An 18241-nucleotide genomic window follows, 5' to 3' on the forward strand; every position below is an offset into this window, starting at 1 on the left:
CAGAAGGTGACCGGTGCCACTAGGGCGGGTCATTGTCCTTTGTGGACTGTTCGGGTGCTGGCGAGATGTATTGGGAAGACAAGCGGAATTCGTCCGTCGGGCCGGGCCAGTGCTGGTGCTTCGGTGTAGAAGGCGGTTTTCAGCGCGCTGGAAGCCGCTGCGCTCAGCGGGAAGAGGTTGTAGACGGACGAGACGAAATCCCAGACCTGATCGAGCGAACCGCTGAAATCGATCTCCTCGGTGCGCCACTGAACGGGGCCGAACCCGGCCGCCCCGAGGATTTCGTCCAGCCCGGCCCGCGTCCTCGTGCGCTTGTCGCCGAGCGGAGACAACCGCTGTTCAGCCGGGACTTCGGAGAGGGTTTCCCGCAACAGCTTGCCGAACAGCGTGCGCGCTTCGCCTCTGTCCGCGGTGCCGCTGGTGCCGCTGAGGACAAGCGAGAGCTGCCCGCCCGGCCGCAGTACGCGAGCCAGTTCCGCGGCCACCTGGTCGATGTCAGTCATCAGCATGAACGCCATGTGCGAGACACCGGCATCGAAAGCGTGGTCCGCGAACGGCAGTTGCTGCGCCCGCCCCTCCACCACTGTCGCCGAACGCTGTTTGGCGAGGGCCAGATCGGTACTGGACAGGTCGAGCCCGACGGCCTGATGTCCCGCCGCGGCAAGGAGGTCGAGCAGAAATCCGTCGCCGCAGGCGAGGTCGAGCACGCGTCCCGCACCGGCGATCTCGTCCCGGAGAAGCTCGTAGCTCGATCGCCCGCCGGTGTTCTGACCGCCGCTGAAGATTCGCGACGTAGCCGCCGGATGGCTCGCGTGGAAGGCACGAAAGAAGGTTTCTTGCGCGGACCTGGTCACTCTCCCAACTTACGCACCGACGCGAAATCCCGCGCTCTTAGTAGAATCACCGGATGGCGGACGTGGCGACCGATCGGCGCGAGGCCGAGGTCTGGTGTTCCTACCAGCGCGTGCAGCGGGCGCTCGGCAGCGCGCTCGACCGGCAGCTGGAGCGCGCCGCCGGGATCTCCGGGGCCGACTACGCCCTCCTCGTCCCGCTGGCGAACGAACCGGACGGCGTGCTGCGGATGCGGGAACTCGGCGCGACCGTCGAATGGGACCGCAGCCGGTTGTCGCATCACGTGAGCCGGATGTGCAAGCGCGGGCTGGTCACGCGGGAGAACTGCACCGAGGACGCGCGCGGGGCGAACGTCCGGCTCACCGACGCCGGGCGGGCGGCGGTCGCGGCGGCCAAGGACCAGCACGGCGAACTCGTGCGCCGGTATTTCTTCGACCAGGTCAGCGGGCCCGAACTGGAGCTGCTCGGCCGCGTGTTCTCCCGGATGCTCGCCCGGCTGGCGCAGGACTGACCGGGATCGTCAGCGCTCCGTGCGGGCGCGGTAAGCGGTGCGCCGCAGTCTTGCCGCATCGCCTACCGATCCAGGGGAGCAGAGATGACCAGCAAGACCGTTCTCGTGTCCGGCGCCAGCGTCGCGGGCCCGTCCGCCGCCTACTGGCTGCACCGGTACGGCTATTCGGTGACCGTCGTCGAGGCCGCGCCGCGGCTGCGGCCCGGCGGCCAGGCCGTTGACTTCCGCGGCGAGCAGATGAAGCTCGTCGAAGCGATGGGCCTGCTCGACGACCTGCGGGAACACGAGACCGCGCTGCGCGAGCAGGTGCAGCTCGACCCGGCCGGAAAACCCGCGTTCACCCTGCCGAGCGGGTTCACCAACGGCGAGCTGGAAGTCCTGCGCGGCGACCTCGCCCGCATCCTGTACGAGCACACCAAGGACTTCACCGAATACGTCTTCGGCGACCGCGTCACCTCGCTCGCCGAGACCGCCGACGGCGTCGACGTCACCTTCCGCCACGGTGCCCCGCGCCGGTTCGACCTGGTCGTCGGCGCGGACGGCGTCCACTCCGGCGTGCGCACGGCCGCGTTCGGCCCGGAGGCGAAATTCCGCACCGACCTCGGCTACCACGTCGCCGGGTTCACCGCGCCCAACCACCTGCGCCTCGACCACGAGGGCCTGCTCTACAACGAACCCGGCCTCGGCGCGATCGTCGCCAGCCACCGCGACCCGGCGACCGTCACCGTCGGTCTCGCCTTCCGCGGCGACCCGGACGGATACGGCCGCCCCGACCTGGCCCGGCAGAAGGACATCGTCACCGAGGTCTTCGCCGGCGCCGGATGGGAACTCCCGCAGCTGCTCACCGCCGTGGCCGACGCGCCTGACCTGTACTTCGACACTGTCGGCCAGATCAAGCTCGACAGCTGGTCGCGCGGTCGCGTGGTACTGCTCGGCGACGCCGCCTGGTGCGCCGGACCGGGCGGATCCGGCACCGGCCTCGCGATGATGGGCGCGCAGGTGCTCGCCGGGGAGCTGGCCGCGGCCGACGACCACGTCACCGCGTTCGCTCGCTACGAGCAGCGGTTGCGCAAGCCCGCCCGCGTCGGACAGCGCAACGGAGCCGGTTCGGGCGACTTCCTGGTCCCGGCCACCGAAGAAAAACTGCGCAAGCGCAACCGGATGTACCGTTCGCTGGCCGGCCCGATCGGCCGCCGCGTCTTCGAGTACCTGGGCAACCGCGCGGCGAACGCGGTCAAGTACCGCGAATACCCGCAACCCCGTGCGCACGCCTTGCCTTGACGTGGACGGCAAGGTTTAGCGTCGAAGACATGCGGATCGGCGAACTGGCTCAGCGGACCGGGACCACCACGCGGGCCCTGCGCTTCTACGAGGCACAGGGCCTGCTCCCGGCGGCGCGCGCGGCGAACGGCTATCGCGAGTACGACGAGAACCACCTGCGGCTGGTCAGGGAGATCCAGACCCTGCGCACGGTCGGGTTCAGCCTCGACGACACGCGCCCGTTCGTCGACTGCCTCCGCACCGGCCACGACGCGGGCGACGCGTGCCCGGCGTCGGTCGAGGTGTACCGGCGGAAGCTGGAGGAGGTCGAGGCCTGCATGCGCGACCTCGCCGCGGTCCGCTCCGCCCTGCTCGACAAGCTCGCCGCCGCCACCGCGCGCCCGGCCGATCCGTGCGCCGCCCCTGCCGACCTCGAGGAGTCCCGATGACCACCGACGCCACCTTCGCCGCCGACGTGCTGGAACACGACCAGCCCGTTTTGGTCGATTTCACCGCCGACTGGTGCCCGCCGTGCCGGATGATCGCGCCGGTGCTCGCCGAGATTTCCGCGGAGCGCCCCGGACTCACCGTGCGCGCGCTGAATACGGACGAAAGCCCCGAAACGATGCGCGCCTATCAGGTGATGGCGCTGCCGACGCTGATGCTGTTCCGCGACGGAGCCCCGGTGGCGTCGTTCGTCGGGGCCCGGCCGAAGGCGAAACTGCTCGCGGAATTGGACGAACTTCTGGGCTGAACCGGTGGATTTCCGCGGTTGCCCGGTGGCCCGGTGACGGAACCGGTACAAAGAGTGCACGACTTCGGGGAGCCGTGCCATGACCGCTTTCGTGCGCTCTTACCTGTTCCTTCGCCGCGCCATCGGGGTGCTCGGGATCCTGCTGCCGATCGTCGTGATCGTCGGCAAGGAGCTGATCGAGGGCGGCGGCCTGCTCGGCTCGCTGAGCGGCTATTACTACAGCGATCTGCGGAACGTCTTCGTCGGCACGCTGTGCGCGATCGGTGTCTTCCTGATCGCCTACCGCGGTTACGGCCGCGTCGACGACATCGCGGCCAACGTCGCGGCGGTCGCCGGCATCGGTGTCGCGCTCTTCCCGACCCAGCCGGCCTCGCCGACGCCCACGCAGCACGCCATCGGCGTCGCGCACCTCGTGTTGGCCGCGATCTTCTTCCTCACCCTCGCGTTCTTCTGTCTCTTCCTGTTCACCAAGGACGACGGCGCGCCGACCAAGCGCAAACGTTCGCGCAACGCCGTCTACCGGACGTGCGGCATCGTGATGCTCGCGTGCCTGGTGCTGATCGTGGTGAACGGCCTGTTCTTCAGCGCCGCCACCGCGGCCTGGCATCCGACGCTGTGGCTGGAGTCGCTCGCGGTGTTCGCGTTCGGGTTCGCGTGGCTGACGAAGGGCCAGACGCTGCTGGGCGACCAGCCTCAGCCCAGCTTGGCGTAAGCCTCCGAGACCTGGGTGAGCCAGGCGACCTCGGCGGCGAACGTCTTCGCGTCGTGGTCGTCGAACGCGCCGTTGTCGTGGTTTTCCGACGGAGCGACGCCGGAGGTCTTCGCCTCCAGCGCCTGGCGGATCTTGCGGGCCTCGGCCATCGCCTGGTCGCCGTCCGGGGTGTCGGCGCGGTCCATGTACGGCCGCAGCGCCCGCCAGCCGTCGCGGATCTCGATGACCCGGCGGTGCAGCCGGTAGTGCAGGTCCGACCAGTGCCGATCCGGGTCACCCTCGGTCGGCGGTTCCAGCGCGATGCCCGGCGAGGATTCGTACAGCGAATGCCACAGCGGGTAGAGCGCGCGATAAGAACGGTAATTGCGCTGCCAGCGCGCGAGCGCCGACACGTGCTCGCCCCACGACGGCATGGTCAGCCCGAACGACACGATCACGATGCCCAGCGCGCTGAACACCGACGGCAGGATCGCCCACGGGCCGAGACGCCAGCCGAGCGCCGGGCTCACGATGTTCACCGCGCGCGTGGCGCAGTAGCAGAACAGCACCACCGCGCCGACCGCGAGCGTCCGCAGCGTCCGGCGCAGCCACACTCGCGACGTGCTTCGCGCGTACGGCCGGCATTGCAGGTAGATCGTCACGCACGGCACTGCCTGCGAAATGATGAACAGCAGCAGGTACGTGAGAATCACCGGGTCGCTGCTGCCCACCGCGAAAGCGGTGCCTGGGGTGCCCGGCTTGTTGCCGATGAAGAACAGCACGGTCAGCACGACGAACAGCGCCGCGCCGGAAACGATCCACGCCCGGATCTGCGTGCGGATTTCCGCGGGCGGATTCGCCCAGAGCATCAGCAGGAGCTGCGCGCTGATGCAGTACGCGACCGCGGCCAGGTGCAAGATCAAGATCGCCAGATTCGGTATCCCGAACAGCGAGCCGATGCTGAGCGAGAGCGCGCCGAGGGTGAAGGTGACGCACTGCAGGATCAGCGTCGTCATCAGCACGATGTAGGCCGGGTCGCGCCACGAGCGGCGCATCGAGAAAAGCTTGTACAGCAAGGCCGCGTACGAGGAGACCGCCGACAGTGAGAATAAGATGATCTTCAGAGTGTTCACTCGCGCCCCCGGAACGCGGTCAGTGCCCGGCGGGCGGAACGGTGTGCGCGGCAACCTTGGCGGAATTGTTCACGATCGGCGACCATACACCACCGCAAGTGCCGGAACTAGGGCCGGAAAACTGGTTCTGGCCTGGGCGAATTCCGAGTGGATCTCGGGTGTCGGCGGCCTGCTCGGCAACGGCCGCGGGTAGCCCCGCGGTGAACAATGGGCGGCCGGGCCCGGACCGGCCGCCGCGGAAGGCGCCCCTGACTAGGGTGTCGTCATGAATCTTCAGGTGGTGATCGGGTACGGACCGGCGGGGGCGGCCACCGCCGCGTTGCTGGCCGAACGGGGAGAACGAGTCCGGGTCATCGGCCGTTCGCCCCGGGAGAACGAACCGGGGCTCGAGCACGTCGCGCTCGACGCCGCCGACCAGGCCGCACTCGTCGAAGCGACCAAGGGCGCGGCGGCGATCTACAGCTGTGCGAGCCCTCCTTATCCTCGGTGGGCGACCGATTGGCCGCCGCTGCAGGCCTCGATGTGCGCCGCCGCCGAGGCCAATGACGCGCTGCTGGTCTCGCTGGGGAATTTGTACGGCTATGGCCCGGTCGACGGTCCGCTCACCGAGAATCTGCCGCTCGCGGCCACCGGAACCAAGGGCCGGATCCGGGCATTGCTCTCCGAACAACTGCTCGCATTGCACGGCGAAGGCCGCATCCGCATGGTCGAGGTGCGGGCTTCCGATTTCTTCGGTCCCGGAGTGACCGACGGCGGACATCTCGCCGCCCGGGTGGTTCCGAACGTGCTGCGGGGACGAAAAGTGCAGGTGCTCGGCGATCCGGACGCCCCGCACAGTTGGACGTACATTTCCGATGTCGCGCGCACGCTGGTCGCCGCCGCCCGCGAAGAAAAGGCGTGGGGCAAGGCTTGGCATGTGCCCACTGGTCCGCCGAGGTCCGCTCGCGTGATGGTCGCGCTGTTGTGCGAGGCGGCCGGAGTGCCTCCGGTGGCTGTGCAACGCCTTTCCCCGACGTTACTGAAGGCGGGGGCGCTTGTTTCGCCGATGTTGCGCGAGCTGGGGGAGGTCCGGTACCAGTTCGACCGCCCCTACCAGCTCGATTCCCGTGCGGCACAGGAATTTTTCGGGATTGCGCCGACCCCGGAGAAAGATCAAATGGCCGGAACTGTGGCCTGGTGGCGTGATCGCTTGGCTACCGTGAGTTGAGTTGCCTGTGCATTCCTCCGCACCTTGCCCAATGCACTTGAAAAACTGGGTAAGAACGGGCAATCTCGGTGTCGACTGGGTGGGAATCGGCACGAGGAAGTCATGCCATGGGGTCTGCAGCATCTGGGCGGGAAGAATCCGAAAATAGCCAGGACATCGCCGTTGTCGGAATGGGATGCCGTTTTCCGGGGGCGCGCAACGTCAACGAGTACTGGGATCTGCTGAGCGAGCCCAAACCGCAGTTTCGGCGGGTGCCGGATTCGCGGTGGCGGCGCGACGCGTTCTACCACGACGATTTCCGGGACAGCACCGCGGCCTACTCCGACCGGATGGCGCTGCTGGACGACGTCGGGGACTTCGACGCGGGGCACTACAAGATCCCGCCGCGACGGGCCAAATCGCTCGACCCGCAGCACCGGCTGCTGGTCGATCTGACCCGCGAGGCACTGCAGGACGCGGGGTGGGAAGCCGAGGGCTTCGACCGCGACGACACGTCGGTGATCATGTCGCTCAGCGACAGCGGATACCGCGACATGAGCACGCTGCACCTGCGGCTGAAGCAGCTGATCGGCGGCGAATTCGGCCGGGCGGGGGATCCGGCGATGGCCGAGGCGGCGTCCGCGGTCAGCGGCCTGCACGCCACCGCGATGGCCGGGCTGCTGCTCAACATGGGCCCGAGTTCGATCAGCAACGTCTTCGACCTGCACGGCGAGAGCTACGCGCTCGATTCGGCCTGCTCCGGCGGGCTGACCGCGGTGGCGAACGCGGTGTTCGCGCTGCGGGCGGGCCGCTGCCGGATCGCCGTGGCCGGCGGCGCGCAGCTGATCCTGGCCCCGGACCTGTTCGTGGGCCTGTGCCGGATCGGCGCGATCTCGCGGGCAGGCGAATGCCGTCCGTTCGACCGCCGCGCCGACGGGTTCGTGCTCGGCGAGGGGGCCGGAGTCCTGGTGCTGCGCCCGCTCGCGGACGCGCGGGCGGCGGGGGACCGGGTGTACGCGGTGATCCGCGGCGTCGGACTGTCCAACGACGGCACGGTCAAGGGCGGCATGATGCCGCAGGAGTCCGGCCAGCTGCTGGCGCTGCGGCGGGCCTACCGGGACGCGGGCGTCGACCCGGCGTCGGTCGGTTTCCTGGAGGCGCACGGCACCGCGACGGCGGTCGGCGACGACGTGGAGATCAGCGCGCTGGCCGAACTGCGCCGCGGCGCGCGGAATCCGGCCTATCTCGGCGCGGCCAAGTCGGTGGTCGGGCATTCCCTTGGCACGGCGGGACTCGCCGGGCTGATCAAGTCCATTTTGTCCGTCCACAAGGGACAAATTCTGCCGCAGCCGGATTTCGAGCCCGCTGGTCATCTGCCGTTGCGGGACGCCGGGCTCGAGGTGGCCGGCCAGGTCACGCCGTGGGACAGCGACGGACCGCGCCGGGCCGGGGTCAGCGCGTTCGGCTTCGGCGGTTCGAACGTGCACGTGGTCATCGAGGAAGCGGCGCAGGAAACTCCGCCCGCCGAGACGCCGCGGCTGCTGCTGCTCACCGCGCGGGACCGGACCGGGCTGGCCCGGCACGCCCGGGAGGTGGCCGAGACGCTCGGCAGCGAGAACCCGCCGCTGGCCGCCGTCGCGGGCACGCTCGCCCGCCGGACGCTGTTCCCGGAACGGCTCGCGGTGGCCGCGGACGACGTCGCCGACGCGATTTCCAAGCTGGTCGCGGCGTCGGTCGCGCTCGAATCCGGGTCGAGCGGCGAGCTGGTTCCGGGGGTGTTCGCCGGGGTCGTGTCCCCGGGGGAGGAGCCGGTCGAGGACGGTCCGCCGGCCGAGCTGGCCCCGCGTGCGGTGACCGGGGCCGGGTTGAGACCGGTCGCGGACGGCTTGCCGCGCTGCACGCTGCCGCCGAGCCCGCTCAGCCCGCGTCGGCACTGGGTGGTCGACGACGCGAAGCTCGCCAAAGCGCAAACACTGGAGCCGCTCGGCGCCTCCGCGGCACCGGTCGAGGAGACCGAGGAGACGACGTCTGCGCGGGATGTGCTGGCGGTCGTGCTGGAAGAAGTCGCGCGGACTACTGCGTATCCGGTCAGCGAGTTGTATGCCGGGCAGTTGCTCGTGGACGATCTCGGATTCGATTCCTTGATGCTCACCGAGTTGGAGGGGCGGCTGCGGAAGCGGTTTCCGGGGCTGCCGTTGGAGGTCGAGCAGTCGGGGGCGCTGACGGTGGGGGCGGTGGCCGGGATGCTCGCTCCGGCAACGGCTTTGGCGCCTGCCGCGCCGGTGTCCGCTGCTCCGGCTCCGTCTTGGGATCCGGCCAGTGCGGCGATCGAGGAGTTTCCGGAGGCGGCGGCGATCGAGGCCCGGTTGAAGGAATTCGACGACCTCGGGGTGCCTAATCCGTACTTCCGCAAGCATCAGGGGCGGATGGACGCCACGACGGCGGTGTCCGGGCGGGAGTATCTGTCCTTTTCCAGCTACAATTATCTCGGGCTGGCCGGGCATCCGGCGGTGACCGCGGCGGTGCACGAGGCGGTTGAGCGGTACGGGACTTCCGTGTCCGGCAGCCGATTGCTTGCTGGGGACCGGGATTTGTCACGGGATCTGGAGACGGAACTCGCTGCGTTTCTCGGGGTCGAGGACAGTCTTGTGCTGGTGAGCGGGCACGCGACGAATGTCGGGGCGATCGGGCATCTCGTGGGGCCCGGGGACTTGATCGTGCATGATTCGCTGGCGCACGACAGTATTCTGCAGGGCTGTGCGTTGTCCGGGGCTACGCGGCAGCCGTTTCCGCACAACGACATGGCGCGGCTGGAGGATGTGCTGCGACGGTCTCGGGCGCGGTTTCGGCGGGTGCTGATCGTCGTCGAGGGCGTGTACAGCATGGACGGTGATCTCGCTGATTTGCCTGCGCTGATTGAGCTTAAGCGGCGTTATGGGGCGTTGCTGATGGTCGACGAGGCGCACAGTATCGGCACTATGGGGCCTCGGGGGGCTGGGGTCGGCGATCATTTCGCGGTCGATCGGTCCGGGGTCGATCTTTGGATGGGGACGTTGTCCAAGTCCCTGGCCGGGTGCGGGGGGTATCTGGCCGGGTCGGCCCGGGTGGTGCGGTGGTTGCGGTATTCGCTGCCCGGGTTTGTTTACAGCGTGGGGATTACTCCGGCCAATGCGGCTGCTTCCCTTGCTGCTCTTCGGGTGTTGCGGGGGGAGCCGGAGAGGTTGGTGCGGTTGCGGGAGAATTCCCGGTTGTTCCTTGAGCTGGCTTCTTCCGCTGGGTTGCCTACTGGGTCGGCGGGGGAGACGCCGATTGTGCCTTGTGTGGTTGGGGGGTCGGAGGTTGCGTTGAGGTTGGCTACTGCGTTGTATGAGCGTGGGGTTGTGGTGGATCCGATTCTTTATCCGGCGGTGGAGGAGTCCCAGGCTCGGTTGCGGTTTTTTATTACCAGCGAGCATCGGGAGGATCAGTTGCGGTATGCGGTCGGGGTGGTGGGGGATGAGTTGGCTCGGTTGCGGGCTGGGTGAGCGGCTCGTCGCCCTGGGGGGCGACATTGCGCCTTGAGTGGTTGCGTGGGGCACCCCGAAGCCCGATTGTGCTGACGGTCGGTGGGTGCTTGTCAAGGCGGGAAAGATGCCTTGACAAGCACCCACCGACCGCAGGGAGGCTTCGTATCGGGGTGCGGGGGAGGGGCTGGGTGCCTCGCTGTTTGGGTGCATCGGTGCCTGTTTAGGGCCGTGAGGGAGCCCTGGGGGAAGGTGGCCTCACGGAGCGAGCGGCACCGGGGGGCTAGAGGAGCGAGCGTTCGATCCGGTCCATCGGCTTTTCCCCTGCTTTGGGGGTGGTCGCGATCGGCTTCGCAGGCGTGCCCATGCGTTCCGACAGCAGGAAGGCGATGATCTCCGCTTCCTGCTCCTGCGCGTCGTCATAAGTAGCGCGCATCAGCATGTCCCGGACGATGTCCGGATCCAGGTTGGGGAACAGCGAGCGGGCGCTCTCGTCGTCCAGGAGACCCGAGCCGCGATGGCAGCAGATGATGTGACCCAGCTCGTGCAAGATGATGTGCTCCTGGTGCGCCCCGGTGGTGTTGGCGTCGAAGAAGATCAGGTCCTCGCCCCGTGCGGCTACCCACATTCCGCACGGGTGCGACGCGGGCATCGGCAACGGCACGAGGGTGATCGGCCGTTCGCGGATCTCGCCCAGCCGGGCGCAGAGGGTGGCCAGGTCGTACTTCGGCGGAAGGTCGAGTTCGGCGATCCGGCGGGCGCCTTCGTCGCGCATCCGCCGCAGTTGCTCGCGCCGCTGCGGGGCTTCGGACGGGGTGCCGGTCACCGTGCCGCTTCGTCCGTGACCGGGGGCAGCCCCTGCATCTTGCGGTACTGGTCCATGATCGTGGTGATCGCCTGGAGGTTCTCCTCGCGCATGCCCGCCGCGCGCATGGCGACCGCGCGGACGCCTGCCTGGCGCATCGCCTCCACGGCCGCCAGTTCGGACAGCACCGAGCCGGCGATCTCGTCGTCGAAGAAGTACGCGACGGAGACCCCGAAGAACTTCGCCAGCGCGGCCAGCAGCTCCTGAGACGGATTCGTCCGTTTGCCCGTGCGCAGCTGAGACAGATACACCGCGCCGACCTTCAGCTCCGGCGTCGCCCGCTTCAGTTCGGCTGCCACCTCGGCGTTCGTCCAGTGTCTTCCCTGCGGGCGCACCGTGCGGAAGAGGTCGTCGAGTCTGGAGGCCAGGGTGGGCCGGGCATCCGCCGGCTGAGTGTCTTCGGACATGCTGCTACGCCCCTCCAGTTGCAGCTGATTGCTCTCAGCTAAGGCGACTATCTCAGATTAGCTCACAGTTGACAATCGCCGGAGGGCTCCACAAGACTGTGCCTAACGAGATAGCTGGTGGCTAACTCGCCACATTCCGGGCAGAGAGCGGCAGGCGTAGTACCGGCCCGGGGCGACGCTGGGGGTGTCGCCCCGCTCGGTCCGCCGAGGCCGGGCCCGGAGGCAGCAGACGTGTCAGCGGACTGCCTCCGGGCCCGGCGCACTACGCCAGGTGCGGAACTTCAGAGACGCGGCCGAGGACCGGCTCGCGGACTAATCAGCAGACGCCCGCCGGACCGGCGGATCGCGCTGGTCCGGCGGCCGTCCGTACTGATGCCGGGGCTTCCGGTGCGAAACCTCCGGCGAGTATCAATGGCCAGCTGAGCTGTCGGCGGGTCGCGCCCGTCCGCGCTAATCCTCGGGGGCCTCCGGCGCGGCACCCTCGGCGAGTATCAGCGAACCGCTTCCGGCCCAGCGGACTGCCCATTCGCCCGCGCTGAGCCGGACGCCTTGCGGCGCGGAACCCTCGGCGAGTGTCAGCGAACCGCTTCCGGACCGGCGAACTGCGCCCACTCGGCAGCCCACTGCGCCGCGCGCCGGTGGTCGAGCACGCGCCGCGCCGCCCAGAACGCGCCGCCCAGCACTCCGACCGCGCACAGCCAGCAGAAGGCCGCGACCAGCACGCCGTTCGTGACCGCGTCCGCGTGCGTCAGCGGGGCGGTGGTCTGCTTGCCGCTGTCGTCGAGCCAGATCTCGGTGGTCGAGCCCTCGGTCGCGGCCGCGGCGGGCACGGTGACGACGCCGGTCCGCTGCGCGCCGTTCGGCGGCTTCCAGACCGCGTTCACGCGCGCGGTGTTGGCGATCGGCGCGCTGTCGCCGACGGAAGCGGCCGGCTGCGTGGCCGTCGTGAGCACCGTGGCGGTGACCTGGTGCCGCGACTGCAGCTGCGCGTCCGACGCGGCGGTCTCCGCGGCGATGTCCTCGCTGCCGATCATCATGGCGAAGGGAATCGCGATGAGCGCCAGCAGCGTGGCGATCCCGGCGAGCACGCCTTCGATCCGGTCCGACCGTCGCACGAGCGGGTTGCGCACGGCGCCGAGCCGTCGGAGCAATCGTTTACCAGGGTGTGGTGGTCTGCCTGCCCGAGTCCTGTTCCGCATGCCTCTCATGGTCCTCTTTCGCGCGCGCGAGCGCTGTGTCCCGCACAACGTTTTTCACGTTTTTCCTGGGGATCCGGTGTGTTTTCGCTTACCCCGCAGCCTCGGGTTACCCGTGTGGGTGACGACGAGCGGAGGGTGGGGCGGTTTCCGCGCTCGGCGAGTGGTCCAGGCCAATGTCCCGGAGGCCGGTACGCGTTGCCTGGATTGATCTTTCGCCGGGATCGGCCGCGGATGGGTTGCGGCACCGACGGTTCGGCCCAGCGGCTCCTCGGCGGATCGTCTGGTTCGCGCGGTTCGCCTTGGCGGGTAAGCGATCTTGCCGCGGCATCGGTCGCGCGCGACTGTGTGCCGAATGTTCGCGCGGAGGTCACCGTGGGTTTCCGACGCGGACAGCCCGGGCAAGCTCGCCTGCCTGGGCCGTCGCGAAAACGTGCGCTGTCGTCCGGTCCGGAAGCGGGTCATTGCCGGGTACAAACCGCGCGGCGCTCCCGATATCCGGGAACCATTCAGTCGACCATTCGAATCGTCGTCGTCGGGCTGTGCGAACGGCGCCGGGTGATCCCGTGTTCGGCGACGATTCCGAGTTGGATGCTGCGATCGGCGGGTGCCCAGTAGCCCGTGCGCACGAAATAGCCGTCCATTGTGCAGAGCCGGTTCGCGCTCTTGCGGGAACTGATCGCTTCCCAGCCCCATTGCCGTCCGGACTCCTCGACGCCGTTGCGCCGCACGTGCAGCCGCGGGTTCCCGATCTCCCGGCAGTACGCGCTGCCGTCCGCGATGTACAGCACGCCGTCGACCTTGTAGAACCGCTTGCCGTCCAACAGGCTCACCTGGCCGGACAGGGTGAAGTGCACCCTGCCGCCATTGGCCCCGTCCATCGTCCAGTCGAGACAGAATTCCTTCGTCGGAACCTCGAGCGACTGGGTCATGGCCGTGTCTCCTTTGCTCGCCTGCCGGAGCGTCGAGGAAAATATAAGGAAGAAACGGGGTTCCGGCAGGTATCGGGAACCGTTTTCACCCAAAGAGGCCCAGTGAACACGCATCGTGGTCGGCGCCCGATTAATCGGTGGAATTACCGCCGATGGGGTATCGCGGATACGATAAGTGAATTCCCCTTGCCCGAAACCGGTGGCCGCCCGCCGGCCCCGGCGGCGGCGGGCCGCGCGGGCCGTGTCGGCTGCGTGACCTCTCCCATGACACTTGTCATAGTCCCGAGCCTGTGCGACCCTCGGGTTATGACGACTGTCATGACCGCCGTGCGACCGGCCACCGCCGGTTCCGTGGCCGATCTTGTCCGCACCTGCTCGCCGGAATCGCTGAGCCGCCGGTTCACCCTCGGCGGCCCGATCGAACCGGCCGCGGTCCTGTCCCGGTACCAGCGGTTTCTCCTCGCCGGCACCGCGCTGGTCGCGGAGGTTTCCGACCTGCCCGCCGGGCTGCTGAACGCAGTTCCAGAGGACGACGGCCGGGTCGAGCTGGGGCTGCTCGTCGCCGACCGGTGGCAGCGGCGGGGCATCGGCCGCGGTCTGGTCGGGCTGGCCGCGGAGCGGTGGCGAGGCTGGACGCTGCACGCCACCGTGCAGGAAGGCAATGTCGCTGCGGAAGGATTGCTGCGGGCGTGCGGGTTCCGCTTCGTCCCGGGGTACGGCGGCGAGAACGAGTACGAGCTGACGGTCACGGAGGAGACGCTCGATGAAGGAACGGCCGGCGCGCGACCGGATGGTCTTCAGCGCTGCGCAGTTGCTGCGTACGCAGGGCTTGAGCGGCACGGGGATGCGCGAGGTAGTAGCGCATGCCGAAGCGCCGCGGGGGTCGCTGCAGCACTACTTCCCGGGCGGTAAGGAGCAGCTGTTCGGCGAAGCCATCGACTGGACCGGCCGCTACGCCGCGCGCCGCGTGACCCGCGCCATGGAGTCTCTCGCGGACCCGACGCCGTCCGCGCTCTTCGCCGCGGTAGTCGAGTACTGGCGCGCAGAGTTCCTCGAGATCGGCTACGACGCCGGCTGTCCGCTGGTAGCGACAGTCGCCGACACGGCAGCGTCGAGCGAACCGTTGCGGGAGCGCGCGAACGACGCGTTCGTTGAGTGGCGGAAGCCCATCGTGTCCGCGCTGCAGCAGATGGGCGTACCGGCGGCGCGCGCTGCTTCGTTGGCAGTGTTGATGATCAGCGCGCTCGAAGGAGCCATAGTGCTGGCGCGCGTGGAGCGTGCGGTGACGGCGCTCGACACCGTTGTCGAGGAGCTGGGTCCAGTTCTCGACGCTGCAGTGGACAAGCGCCGCCGCCGCTAACGCCTGTCGAGCTTCGCGCGCAACGTGGCGACAGTGTCCGGGTCGTGCAGCAGTTCGGCGAAGTGTCTGGACTCCGACTCCATGCGCTCTTCGACGCTTCGGTCAGTGCGGTCGTGCAACAGTGCGCGGGTCGTCGTCAACGCGCGTACCGAACGGGCGGCGAGCGTCGTGACGCGTTCCGAGACCCGCTTACTGAGCGCTGTCTCGTCAGGGAGCACTTCGTTGACCAACCCGAGTTGCGCCGCTTCGGCTGCCGGCAGGCGTTCTCCGAACAGCAGCAGCTCCGTCGCTCGCTGCGGACCGACGCGGCGCGGCAGTGCGTAACTGCTGCCAAACTCCGGCACGAGGCCCAACGGGACGAAGGGGAACTGCAAGTAGCTGCGTTCGGTGGCGTAGACGAGGTCGCAGTGCAGCAGCAGGGTCGCGCCGATGCCGACCGCAGGACCGTCGACCGAGGCGACGACTACTGCCTGCGTCGCGAGCAACGCCTCTTGGAAGATCCGCGCGGGCGTCTTCGTGCGATCACCGGCTTCGTGCGCGAGGAAGTCGCCGAGGTCGTTGCCCGCGGTGAACGCGCCGCCAGCTCCGCGCAGTACGACGATCGGCGTGCGGACAGTGTCGAAAGCGTCTGCGAGGGCGAGGTACATCGCCTTCGTGAGCGCGTTGCGCTTCTCCGGCCGATTGATGGTGATGGTGGTGACCTGGCCGTCGACCGTGGTCTCGATGCTCATTCACAGCTCCGCAACGGCAGCGAGGAGCAGATCGACTTCCGCTGCAGTCGTGTACGGCGCGATGCCCGCGCGTACGGCGCCAGCGTCGCCCAGGCCGAGATGCCGTGCGCACTCGATGGCGTAGAACGTCGAAGCAGGCGCGTTGATGCCACGCGCGCCGAGACGCTCGTACACCGCCTGCGGCGTCAGACCCGTGACTGAGAACAACACCGTCGGCGTACGGCGACGCGTCGGTGAGCCGTAACGCACAACGCGCGGCAGCGCGGCGAGTCCGTCGTCCAATCGCTGCAGCAGTGCGTCTTCGTGCTCTTCAAGGGCAGTAAGCGACGTACGCAAACGTTCGCGACGACTGCCTTCGCTCGGCACGAGGTCGGCAAGGAAGTCGATAGCCGCGGTAGTGCCCGCGAGGAGTTCGTACGGCAACGTACCCAGCTCGAACCGCTCTGGAACCGCGTTGCTCGACGGCAGCAGCTTGTCAGGCTGCAGTGTCTCCAGGAGGTCCGGCGCGGCCGCGAGGAGGCCGAGGTGCGGTCCGAGGAACTTGTACGGCGAGCAGGCATAAAAGTCTGCGCCTAAGGCGGCGAGGTCGACCGGCGCGTGCGGCGTCAGGTGCACGCCGTCCACGTAGCTCAGCGCGCCTGCTTCGCGCACCGCGCCGGTGATCGCCGGGATGTCCGGCCGCGTGCCCAGGAGATTCGAAGCAGCGGTGACCGCGACCAGCCGCGTCCGGTCAGTGAGCAGATCCGTGATGGACGACGTCGGCAACTCTCCCGTTTCGGGATCGAAGTCCGCCCAGTGGACAGTCGCGCCGCGCGCTTCGGCGGCCTGCACCCACGGCCGGACGTTGGCGTCGTGGTCCAGGCGGGTGACCACGACCTCGTCGCCCGGGCCCCAGTTCTTCGCGAGCGTGCGGGAGAAGTCGTAGGTCACCTGGGTCATGCTGCGACCGAACACGATGCCCTCCGGACGCGCGCCGAGCAGGTCAGCGACGGCTTGGCGGGCGTCGCGCACGACGCCGTCCGCGCGGCGCTCCGCCGCGGTGGCAGTGCCGCGGTTCGCGATGGCGGCGCAGAGGGTCGAGGACACCGCTTCGCCGACCACGTCCGGGACCTGGGAACCACCAGGTCCGTCGAAGTGGGCAGCGCCGTTCTCGAGCGCGGGGAAGTGCTTGCGGATCGCGTTCACGTCGTAGGCCACGGCTGCCAGCTTGCCTGATCCCCGGGCGAGTGTCGTGCTCCGCGCGGGTGCGATCATGCCGCTGTCCCGTTGCCCTTGGAGAGGGGTTCGCTGGTGCTCGCCGAACAGGTCGAAAAACTGCTCGCCCAGCCGTTGCCGTGGCCGATCGTGCAGGCAGGAGACCCGGTGCTGCGCGCCGCCGCGCGGCCGTACGAGGGCGAACTGGGCGACGAGATGCTGTCGGCGCTGATCGAGGGCATGAGGGCGACCATGCACGCCGCGCCCGGGGTCGGCCTCGCAGCGCCGCAGATCGGCCTGTCGGTCCGGATCGCGGTAGTCGAGGACGGCGCGCGCGAACGCCCCGGCGTCGCCGAATCCACCCTCGCCACCCGCGGGATCGTGCCGCTGCCGTTCCGCGTGCTGGTGAACCCCGCCTACACCCGAGTGGGCGACGAAACCGCCGCGTTCTTCGAGGGCTGCCTCAGCGTGCACGGCTGGCAGGCCGTCGTCGCGCGAGCCCTGCGGATCCGCCTGCGCGGCAGCGACGAAACCGGTGCGGCCCTGGACGAGGAATTGTCCGGCTGGCCAGCGCGAATCGTCCAGCACGAGACGGACCATCTGCACGGCGTCCTGTACCTGGACCGAGCCGAACTGCGCTCCCTGTCGACCCACGAGGCCGTGGCCCGCCGCTGGACTCAGCCGACCCCCGCCCAGGCCGCCCGCGAACTGGGCTTCGACCTCCCCTGATTCCTTCGGCTCCGGTTTTTGTCGGTGCCCGCTGATACGTTCCTCCGCAGTCGCCCCGACCGGGGCCCGCCACTGGGGAGGAACCTCATGAACTCGTTGCAAGACAAGGCAAAACTCTTCCGCGAACTCCACGAAGCGGACGTGCTGGTGCTGCCGAACGCCTGGGACGCGGGCAGTGCCGTGGCCATCGAACGCGCCGGTGCCTCAGCGATCGCCACCACCAGCGGAGGCGTCTCCTGGGCGCTGGCCCGCGGCGACGGCCAGCACCTCTCCCGGGAGGAAATGCTGGCGGTGATCGCCCAGATCGCCGCAGCCGTAGAAGCCCCGGTAACCGCCGACGTAGAAGGCGGCTACGGCCTGGCTCCCTCGGCCGTCGCCGAAACCGTGAAGGGCGTAGTAGAAGCCGGTGCGGTAGGCGTGAACCTCGAAGATTCCCGCGCCGGAACCGCCACCCTCTTCACCCCGGACGAACAGGCAGAACGCTTCACCGCGGCCCGCGCCGCCGCCGCGACGGCCGGTCTCTCGGAGTTGTGGGTCAACGCCCGCACGGACGTGTACCTCTTCGGAATCGGCGAACCCTCCGGCCGTTTCGACGACGTCCTGACCCGAGCCCGCGTCTACGCCGACGCCGGAGCGGACAGCATCTTCGTCCCCGGCCTGGTGGATTTGGAGGTACTGGCGGAACTGGCAAAGTCCTCGCCAATCCCGGTAAGCGCCATGGCCGGCCCAGGAGCACCCGCAGTGTCCGAACTGGCCGCGGCTGGAGTGCGCCGAGTGAGCGTAGGAACGTCGATCGCCCAGGCGGCATACTCATTGGCCTACCACGCAGCGGCAGAGGTACTGAAGCAGGGAACGTACGGGGAGGTGACGGGCGCCCTGGACTTCGGAACGGTGAATGGCTGGTTCAGCTGACTTCCGGTACCAGCTGGGGCGGGAC

19 protein-coding genes are annotated in these 18241 nt (G+C 68.8%); 11 read left to right on the plus strand and 8 right to left on the minus strand.

Annotated elements, in window-relative coordinates:
• Positions 1-29: 29 nt before the first annotated feature.
• Entirely contained in the window at positions 30-854 is an 825-nt protein-coding gene (locus F9C11_RS15630; protein ID WP_409185586.1) for a class I SAM-dependent methyltransferase, read from the minus strand.
• Positions 855-907: 53 nt separating this feature from the next.
• Between F9C11_RS15630 and F9C11_RS15635 the strand changes: the two genes are divergently transcribed.
• From F9C11_RS15635 to F9C11_RS15655, 5 genes are all read left to right on the plus strand, one after another.
• On the plus strand, positions 908-1363 hold the full coding sequence (locus tag F9C11_RS15635) for a MarR family winged helix-turn-helix transcriptional regulator (RefSeq protein WP_409185587.1): 456 nt from the start codon (positions 908-910) through the stop codon (positions 1361-1363).
• Positions 1364-1447: 84 nt separating this feature from the next.
• The gene (locus F9C11_RS15640) at positions 1448-2644 is read left to right on the plus strand and encodes an FAD-dependent monooxygenase (RefSeq protein ID WP_409185588.1); all 1197 of its coding nucleotides are present in this window, start codon (positions 1448-1450) and stop codon (positions 2642-2644) included.
• A 29-nt stretch (positions 2645-2673) separates the two neighbouring features.
• Entirely contained in the window at positions 2674-3072 is a 399-nt protein-coding gene (locus tag F9C11_RS15645; protein WP_409185589.1) for a MerR family transcriptional regulator, read from the plus strand.
• Positions 3069-3377: a thioredoxin gene (gene trxA, locus F9C11_RS15650; RefSeq protein WP_409185590.1), complete on the plus strand. Its 309-nt coding sequence runs from the start codon at positions 3069-3071 to the stop codon at positions 3375-3377. The genes F9C11_RS15645 and trxA overlap by 4 nt, the downstream gene beginning before the upstream one ends.
• Before the next feature lie 79 nt (positions 3378-3456).
• Positions 3457-4089, plus strand: a complete 633-nt coding sequence (locus F9C11_RS15655; protein WP_409185591.1) for a DUF998 domain-containing protein — start codon at positions 3457-3459, stop codon at positions 4087-4089.
• On the opposite strand, the gene F9C11_RS15660 is transcribed toward F9C11_RS15655, so the two are convergent.
• Positions 4071-5201 carry an MAB_1171c family putative transporter gene (locus F9C11_RS15660; RefSeq protein ID WP_409185592.1) on the minus strand — a complete coding sequence of 377 codons (1131 nt, stop codon included), beginning with the start codon at positions 5199-5201 and terminating at the stop codon, positions 4071-4073. The genes F9C11_RS15655 and F9C11_RS15660 overlap by 19 nt on opposite strands.
• Before the next feature lie 265 nt (positions 5202-5466).
• Here F9C11_RS15660 and F9C11_RS15665 point away from each other — a divergent pair, with 265 nt between their 5' ends.
• Both F9C11_RS15665 and F9C11_RS15670 read left to right on the plus strand, forming a co-directional pair.
• Positions 5467-6408 carry an NAD-dependent epimerase/dehydratase family protein gene (locus F9C11_RS15665; protein WP_409185593.1) on the plus strand — a complete coding sequence of 314 codons (942 nt, stop codon included), beginning with the start codon at positions 5467-5469 and terminating at the stop codon, positions 6406-6408.
• 107 nt (positions 6409-6515) lie between these two features.
• On the plus strand, positions 6516-9911 hold the full coding sequence (locus tag F9C11_RS15670) for an aminotransferase class I/II-fold pyridoxal phosphate-dependent enzyme (RefSeq protein WP_409185594.1): 3396 nt from the start codon (positions 6516-6518) through the stop codon (positions 9909-9911).
• Positions 9912-10173: 262 nt separating this feature from the next.
• On the opposite strand, the gene F9C11_RS15675 is transcribed toward F9C11_RS15670, so the two are convergent.
• The 4 genes from F9C11_RS15675 to F9C11_RS15690 all read right to left on the minus strand — a co-directional run bounded on the left by F9C11_RS15675 (position 10174) and on the right by F9C11_RS15690 (position 13290).
• Positions 10174-10716 carry a toxin gene (locus F9C11_RS15675; RefSeq protein ID WP_409185595.1) on the minus strand — a complete coding sequence of 181 codons (543 nt, stop codon included), beginning with the start codon at positions 10714-10716 and terminating at the stop codon, positions 10174-10176.
• Positions 10713-11162: a helix-turn-helix domain-containing protein gene (locus tag F9C11_RS15680; RefSeq protein WP_409185596.1), complete on the minus strand. Its 450-nt coding sequence runs from the start codon at positions 11160-11162 to the stop codon at positions 10713-10715. The genes F9C11_RS15675 and F9C11_RS15680 overlap by 4 nt, the downstream gene beginning before the upstream one ends.
• A gap of 575 nt (positions 11163-11737) precedes the next feature.
• Complete coding sequence (locus F9C11_RS15685; RefSeq protein WP_409185597.1) at positions 11738-12292, minus strand: hypothetical protein; 555 nt, start codon at positions 12290-12292, stop codon at positions 11738-11740.
• 575 nt (positions 12293-12867) lie between these two features.
• On the minus strand, positions 12868-13290 hold the full coding sequence (locus F9C11_RS15690) for a hypothetical protein (RefSeq protein ID WP_409185598.1): 423 nt from the start codon (positions 13288-13290) through the stop codon (positions 12868-12870).
• A 318-nt stretch (positions 13291-13608) separates the two neighbouring features.
• On the opposite strand from F9C11_RS15690, the gene F9C11_RS15695 reads away from it, so the two are divergent.
• Positions 13609-14202, plus strand: a complete 594-nt coding sequence (locus F9C11_RS15695) for a GNAT family N-acetyltransferase (protein ID WP_409185599.1) — start codon at positions 13609-13611, stop codon at positions 14200-14202.
• Positions 14135-14650, plus strand: a complete 516-nt coding sequence (locus F9C11_RS15700) for a TetR/AcrR family transcriptional regulator (protein ID WP_409186915.1) — start codon at positions 14135-14137, stop codon at positions 14648-14650. Before F9C11_RS15695 ends, F9C11_RS15700 begins: the two co-directional genes overlap by 68 nt.
• Here F9C11_RS15700 and F9C11_RS15705 read toward each other — a convergent pair.
• Both F9C11_RS15705 and F9C11_RS15710 read right to left on the minus strand, forming a co-directional pair.
• On the minus strand, positions 14647-15381 hold the full coding sequence (locus F9C11_RS15705; protein ID WP_409185600.1) for an enoyl-CoA hydratase-related protein: 735 nt from the start codon (positions 15379-15381) through the stop codon (positions 14647-14649). The genes F9C11_RS15700 and F9C11_RS15705 overlap by 4 nt on opposite strands.
• Entirely contained in the window at positions 15382-16578 is a 1197-nt protein-coding gene (locus F9C11_RS15710; RefSeq protein WP_409185601.1) for a cysteine desulfurase-like protein, read from the minus strand. It abuts the gene before it with no gap.
• A 93-nt stretch (positions 16579-16671) separates the two neighbouring features.
• On the opposite strand from F9C11_RS15710, the gene F9C11_RS15715 reads away from it, so the two are divergent.
• Positions 16672-17304: a peptide deformylase gene (locus tag F9C11_RS15715; RefSeq protein ID WP_409185602.1), complete on the plus strand. Its 633-nt coding sequence runs from the start codon at positions 16672-16674 to the stop codon at positions 17302-17304.
• An 87-nt stretch (positions 17305-17391) separates the two neighbouring features.
• Entirely contained in the window at positions 17392-18216 is an 825-nt protein-coding gene (locus F9C11_RS15720) for an isocitrate lyase/phosphoenolpyruvate mutase family protein (RefSeq protein ID WP_409185603.1), read from the plus strand.
• Positions 18217-18241 lie beyond the last annotated feature (25 nt).

It is taken from the genome of Amycolatopsis sp. VS8301801F10, assembly GCF_046195355.1.
Classification (GTDB): domain Bacteria; phylum Actinomycetota; class Actinomycetes; order Mycobacteriales; family Pseudonocardiaceae; genus Amycolatopsis.

Bases quoted from the DNA above. Each gene is read 5' to 3' on its own strand.
- F9C11_RS15635 (WP_409185587.1), top strand. From the start codon at position 908: ATGGCGGACGTGGCGACCGATCGGCGCGAGGCCGAGGTCTGGTGTTCC.
- F9C11_RS15700 (WP_409186915.1), top strand. From the start codon at position 14,135: ATGCGCGAGGTAGTAGCGCATGCCGAAGCGCCGCGGGGGTCGCTGCAG.
- F9C11_RS15705 (WP_409185600.1), bottom strand. From the start codon at position 15,381: ATGAGCATCGAGACCACGGTCGACGGCCAGGTCACCACCATCACCATC.
- F9C11_RS15680 (WP_409185596.1), bottom strand. From the start codon at position 11,162: ATGTCCGAAGACACTCAGCCGGCGGATGCCCGGCCCACCCTGGCCTCC.
- F9C11_RS15640 (WP_409185588.1), top strand. From the start codon at position 1,448: ATGACCAGCAAGACCGTTCTCGTGTCCGGCGCCAGCGTCGCGGGCCCG.
- F9C11_RS15690 (WP_409185598.1), bottom strand. From the start codon at position 13,290: ATGACCCAGTCGCTCGAGGTTCCGACGAAGGAATTCTGTCTCGACTGG.
- F9C11_RS15695 (WP_409185599.1), top strand. From the start codon at position 13,609: ATGACCGCCGTGCGACCGGCCACCGCCGGTTCCGTGGCCGATCTTGTC.
- F9C11_RS15670 (WP_409185594.1), top strand. From the start codon at position 6,516: ATGGGGTCTGCAGCATCTGGGCGGGAAGAATCCGAAAATAGCCAGGAC.
- F9C11_RS15665 (WP_409185593.1), top strand. From the start codon at position 5,467: ATGAATCTTCAGGTGGTGATCGGGTACGGACCGGCGGGGGCGGCCACC.
- F9C11_RS15655 (WP_409185591.1), top strand. From the start codon at position 3,457: ATGACCGCTTTCGTGCGCTCTTACCTGTTCCTTCGCCGCGCCATCGGG.
- F9C11_RS15720 (WP_409185603.1), top strand. From the start codon at position 17,392: ATGAACTCGTTGCAAGACAAGGCAAAACTCTTCCGCGAACTCCACGAA.
- F9C11_RS15645 (WP_409185589.1), top strand. From the start codon at position 2,674: ATGCGGATCGGCGAACTGGCTCAGCGGACCGGGACCACCACGCGGGCC.
- trxA (WP_409185590.1), top strand. From the start codon at position 3,069: ATGACCACCGACGCCACCTTCGCCGCCGACGTGCTGGAACACGACCAG.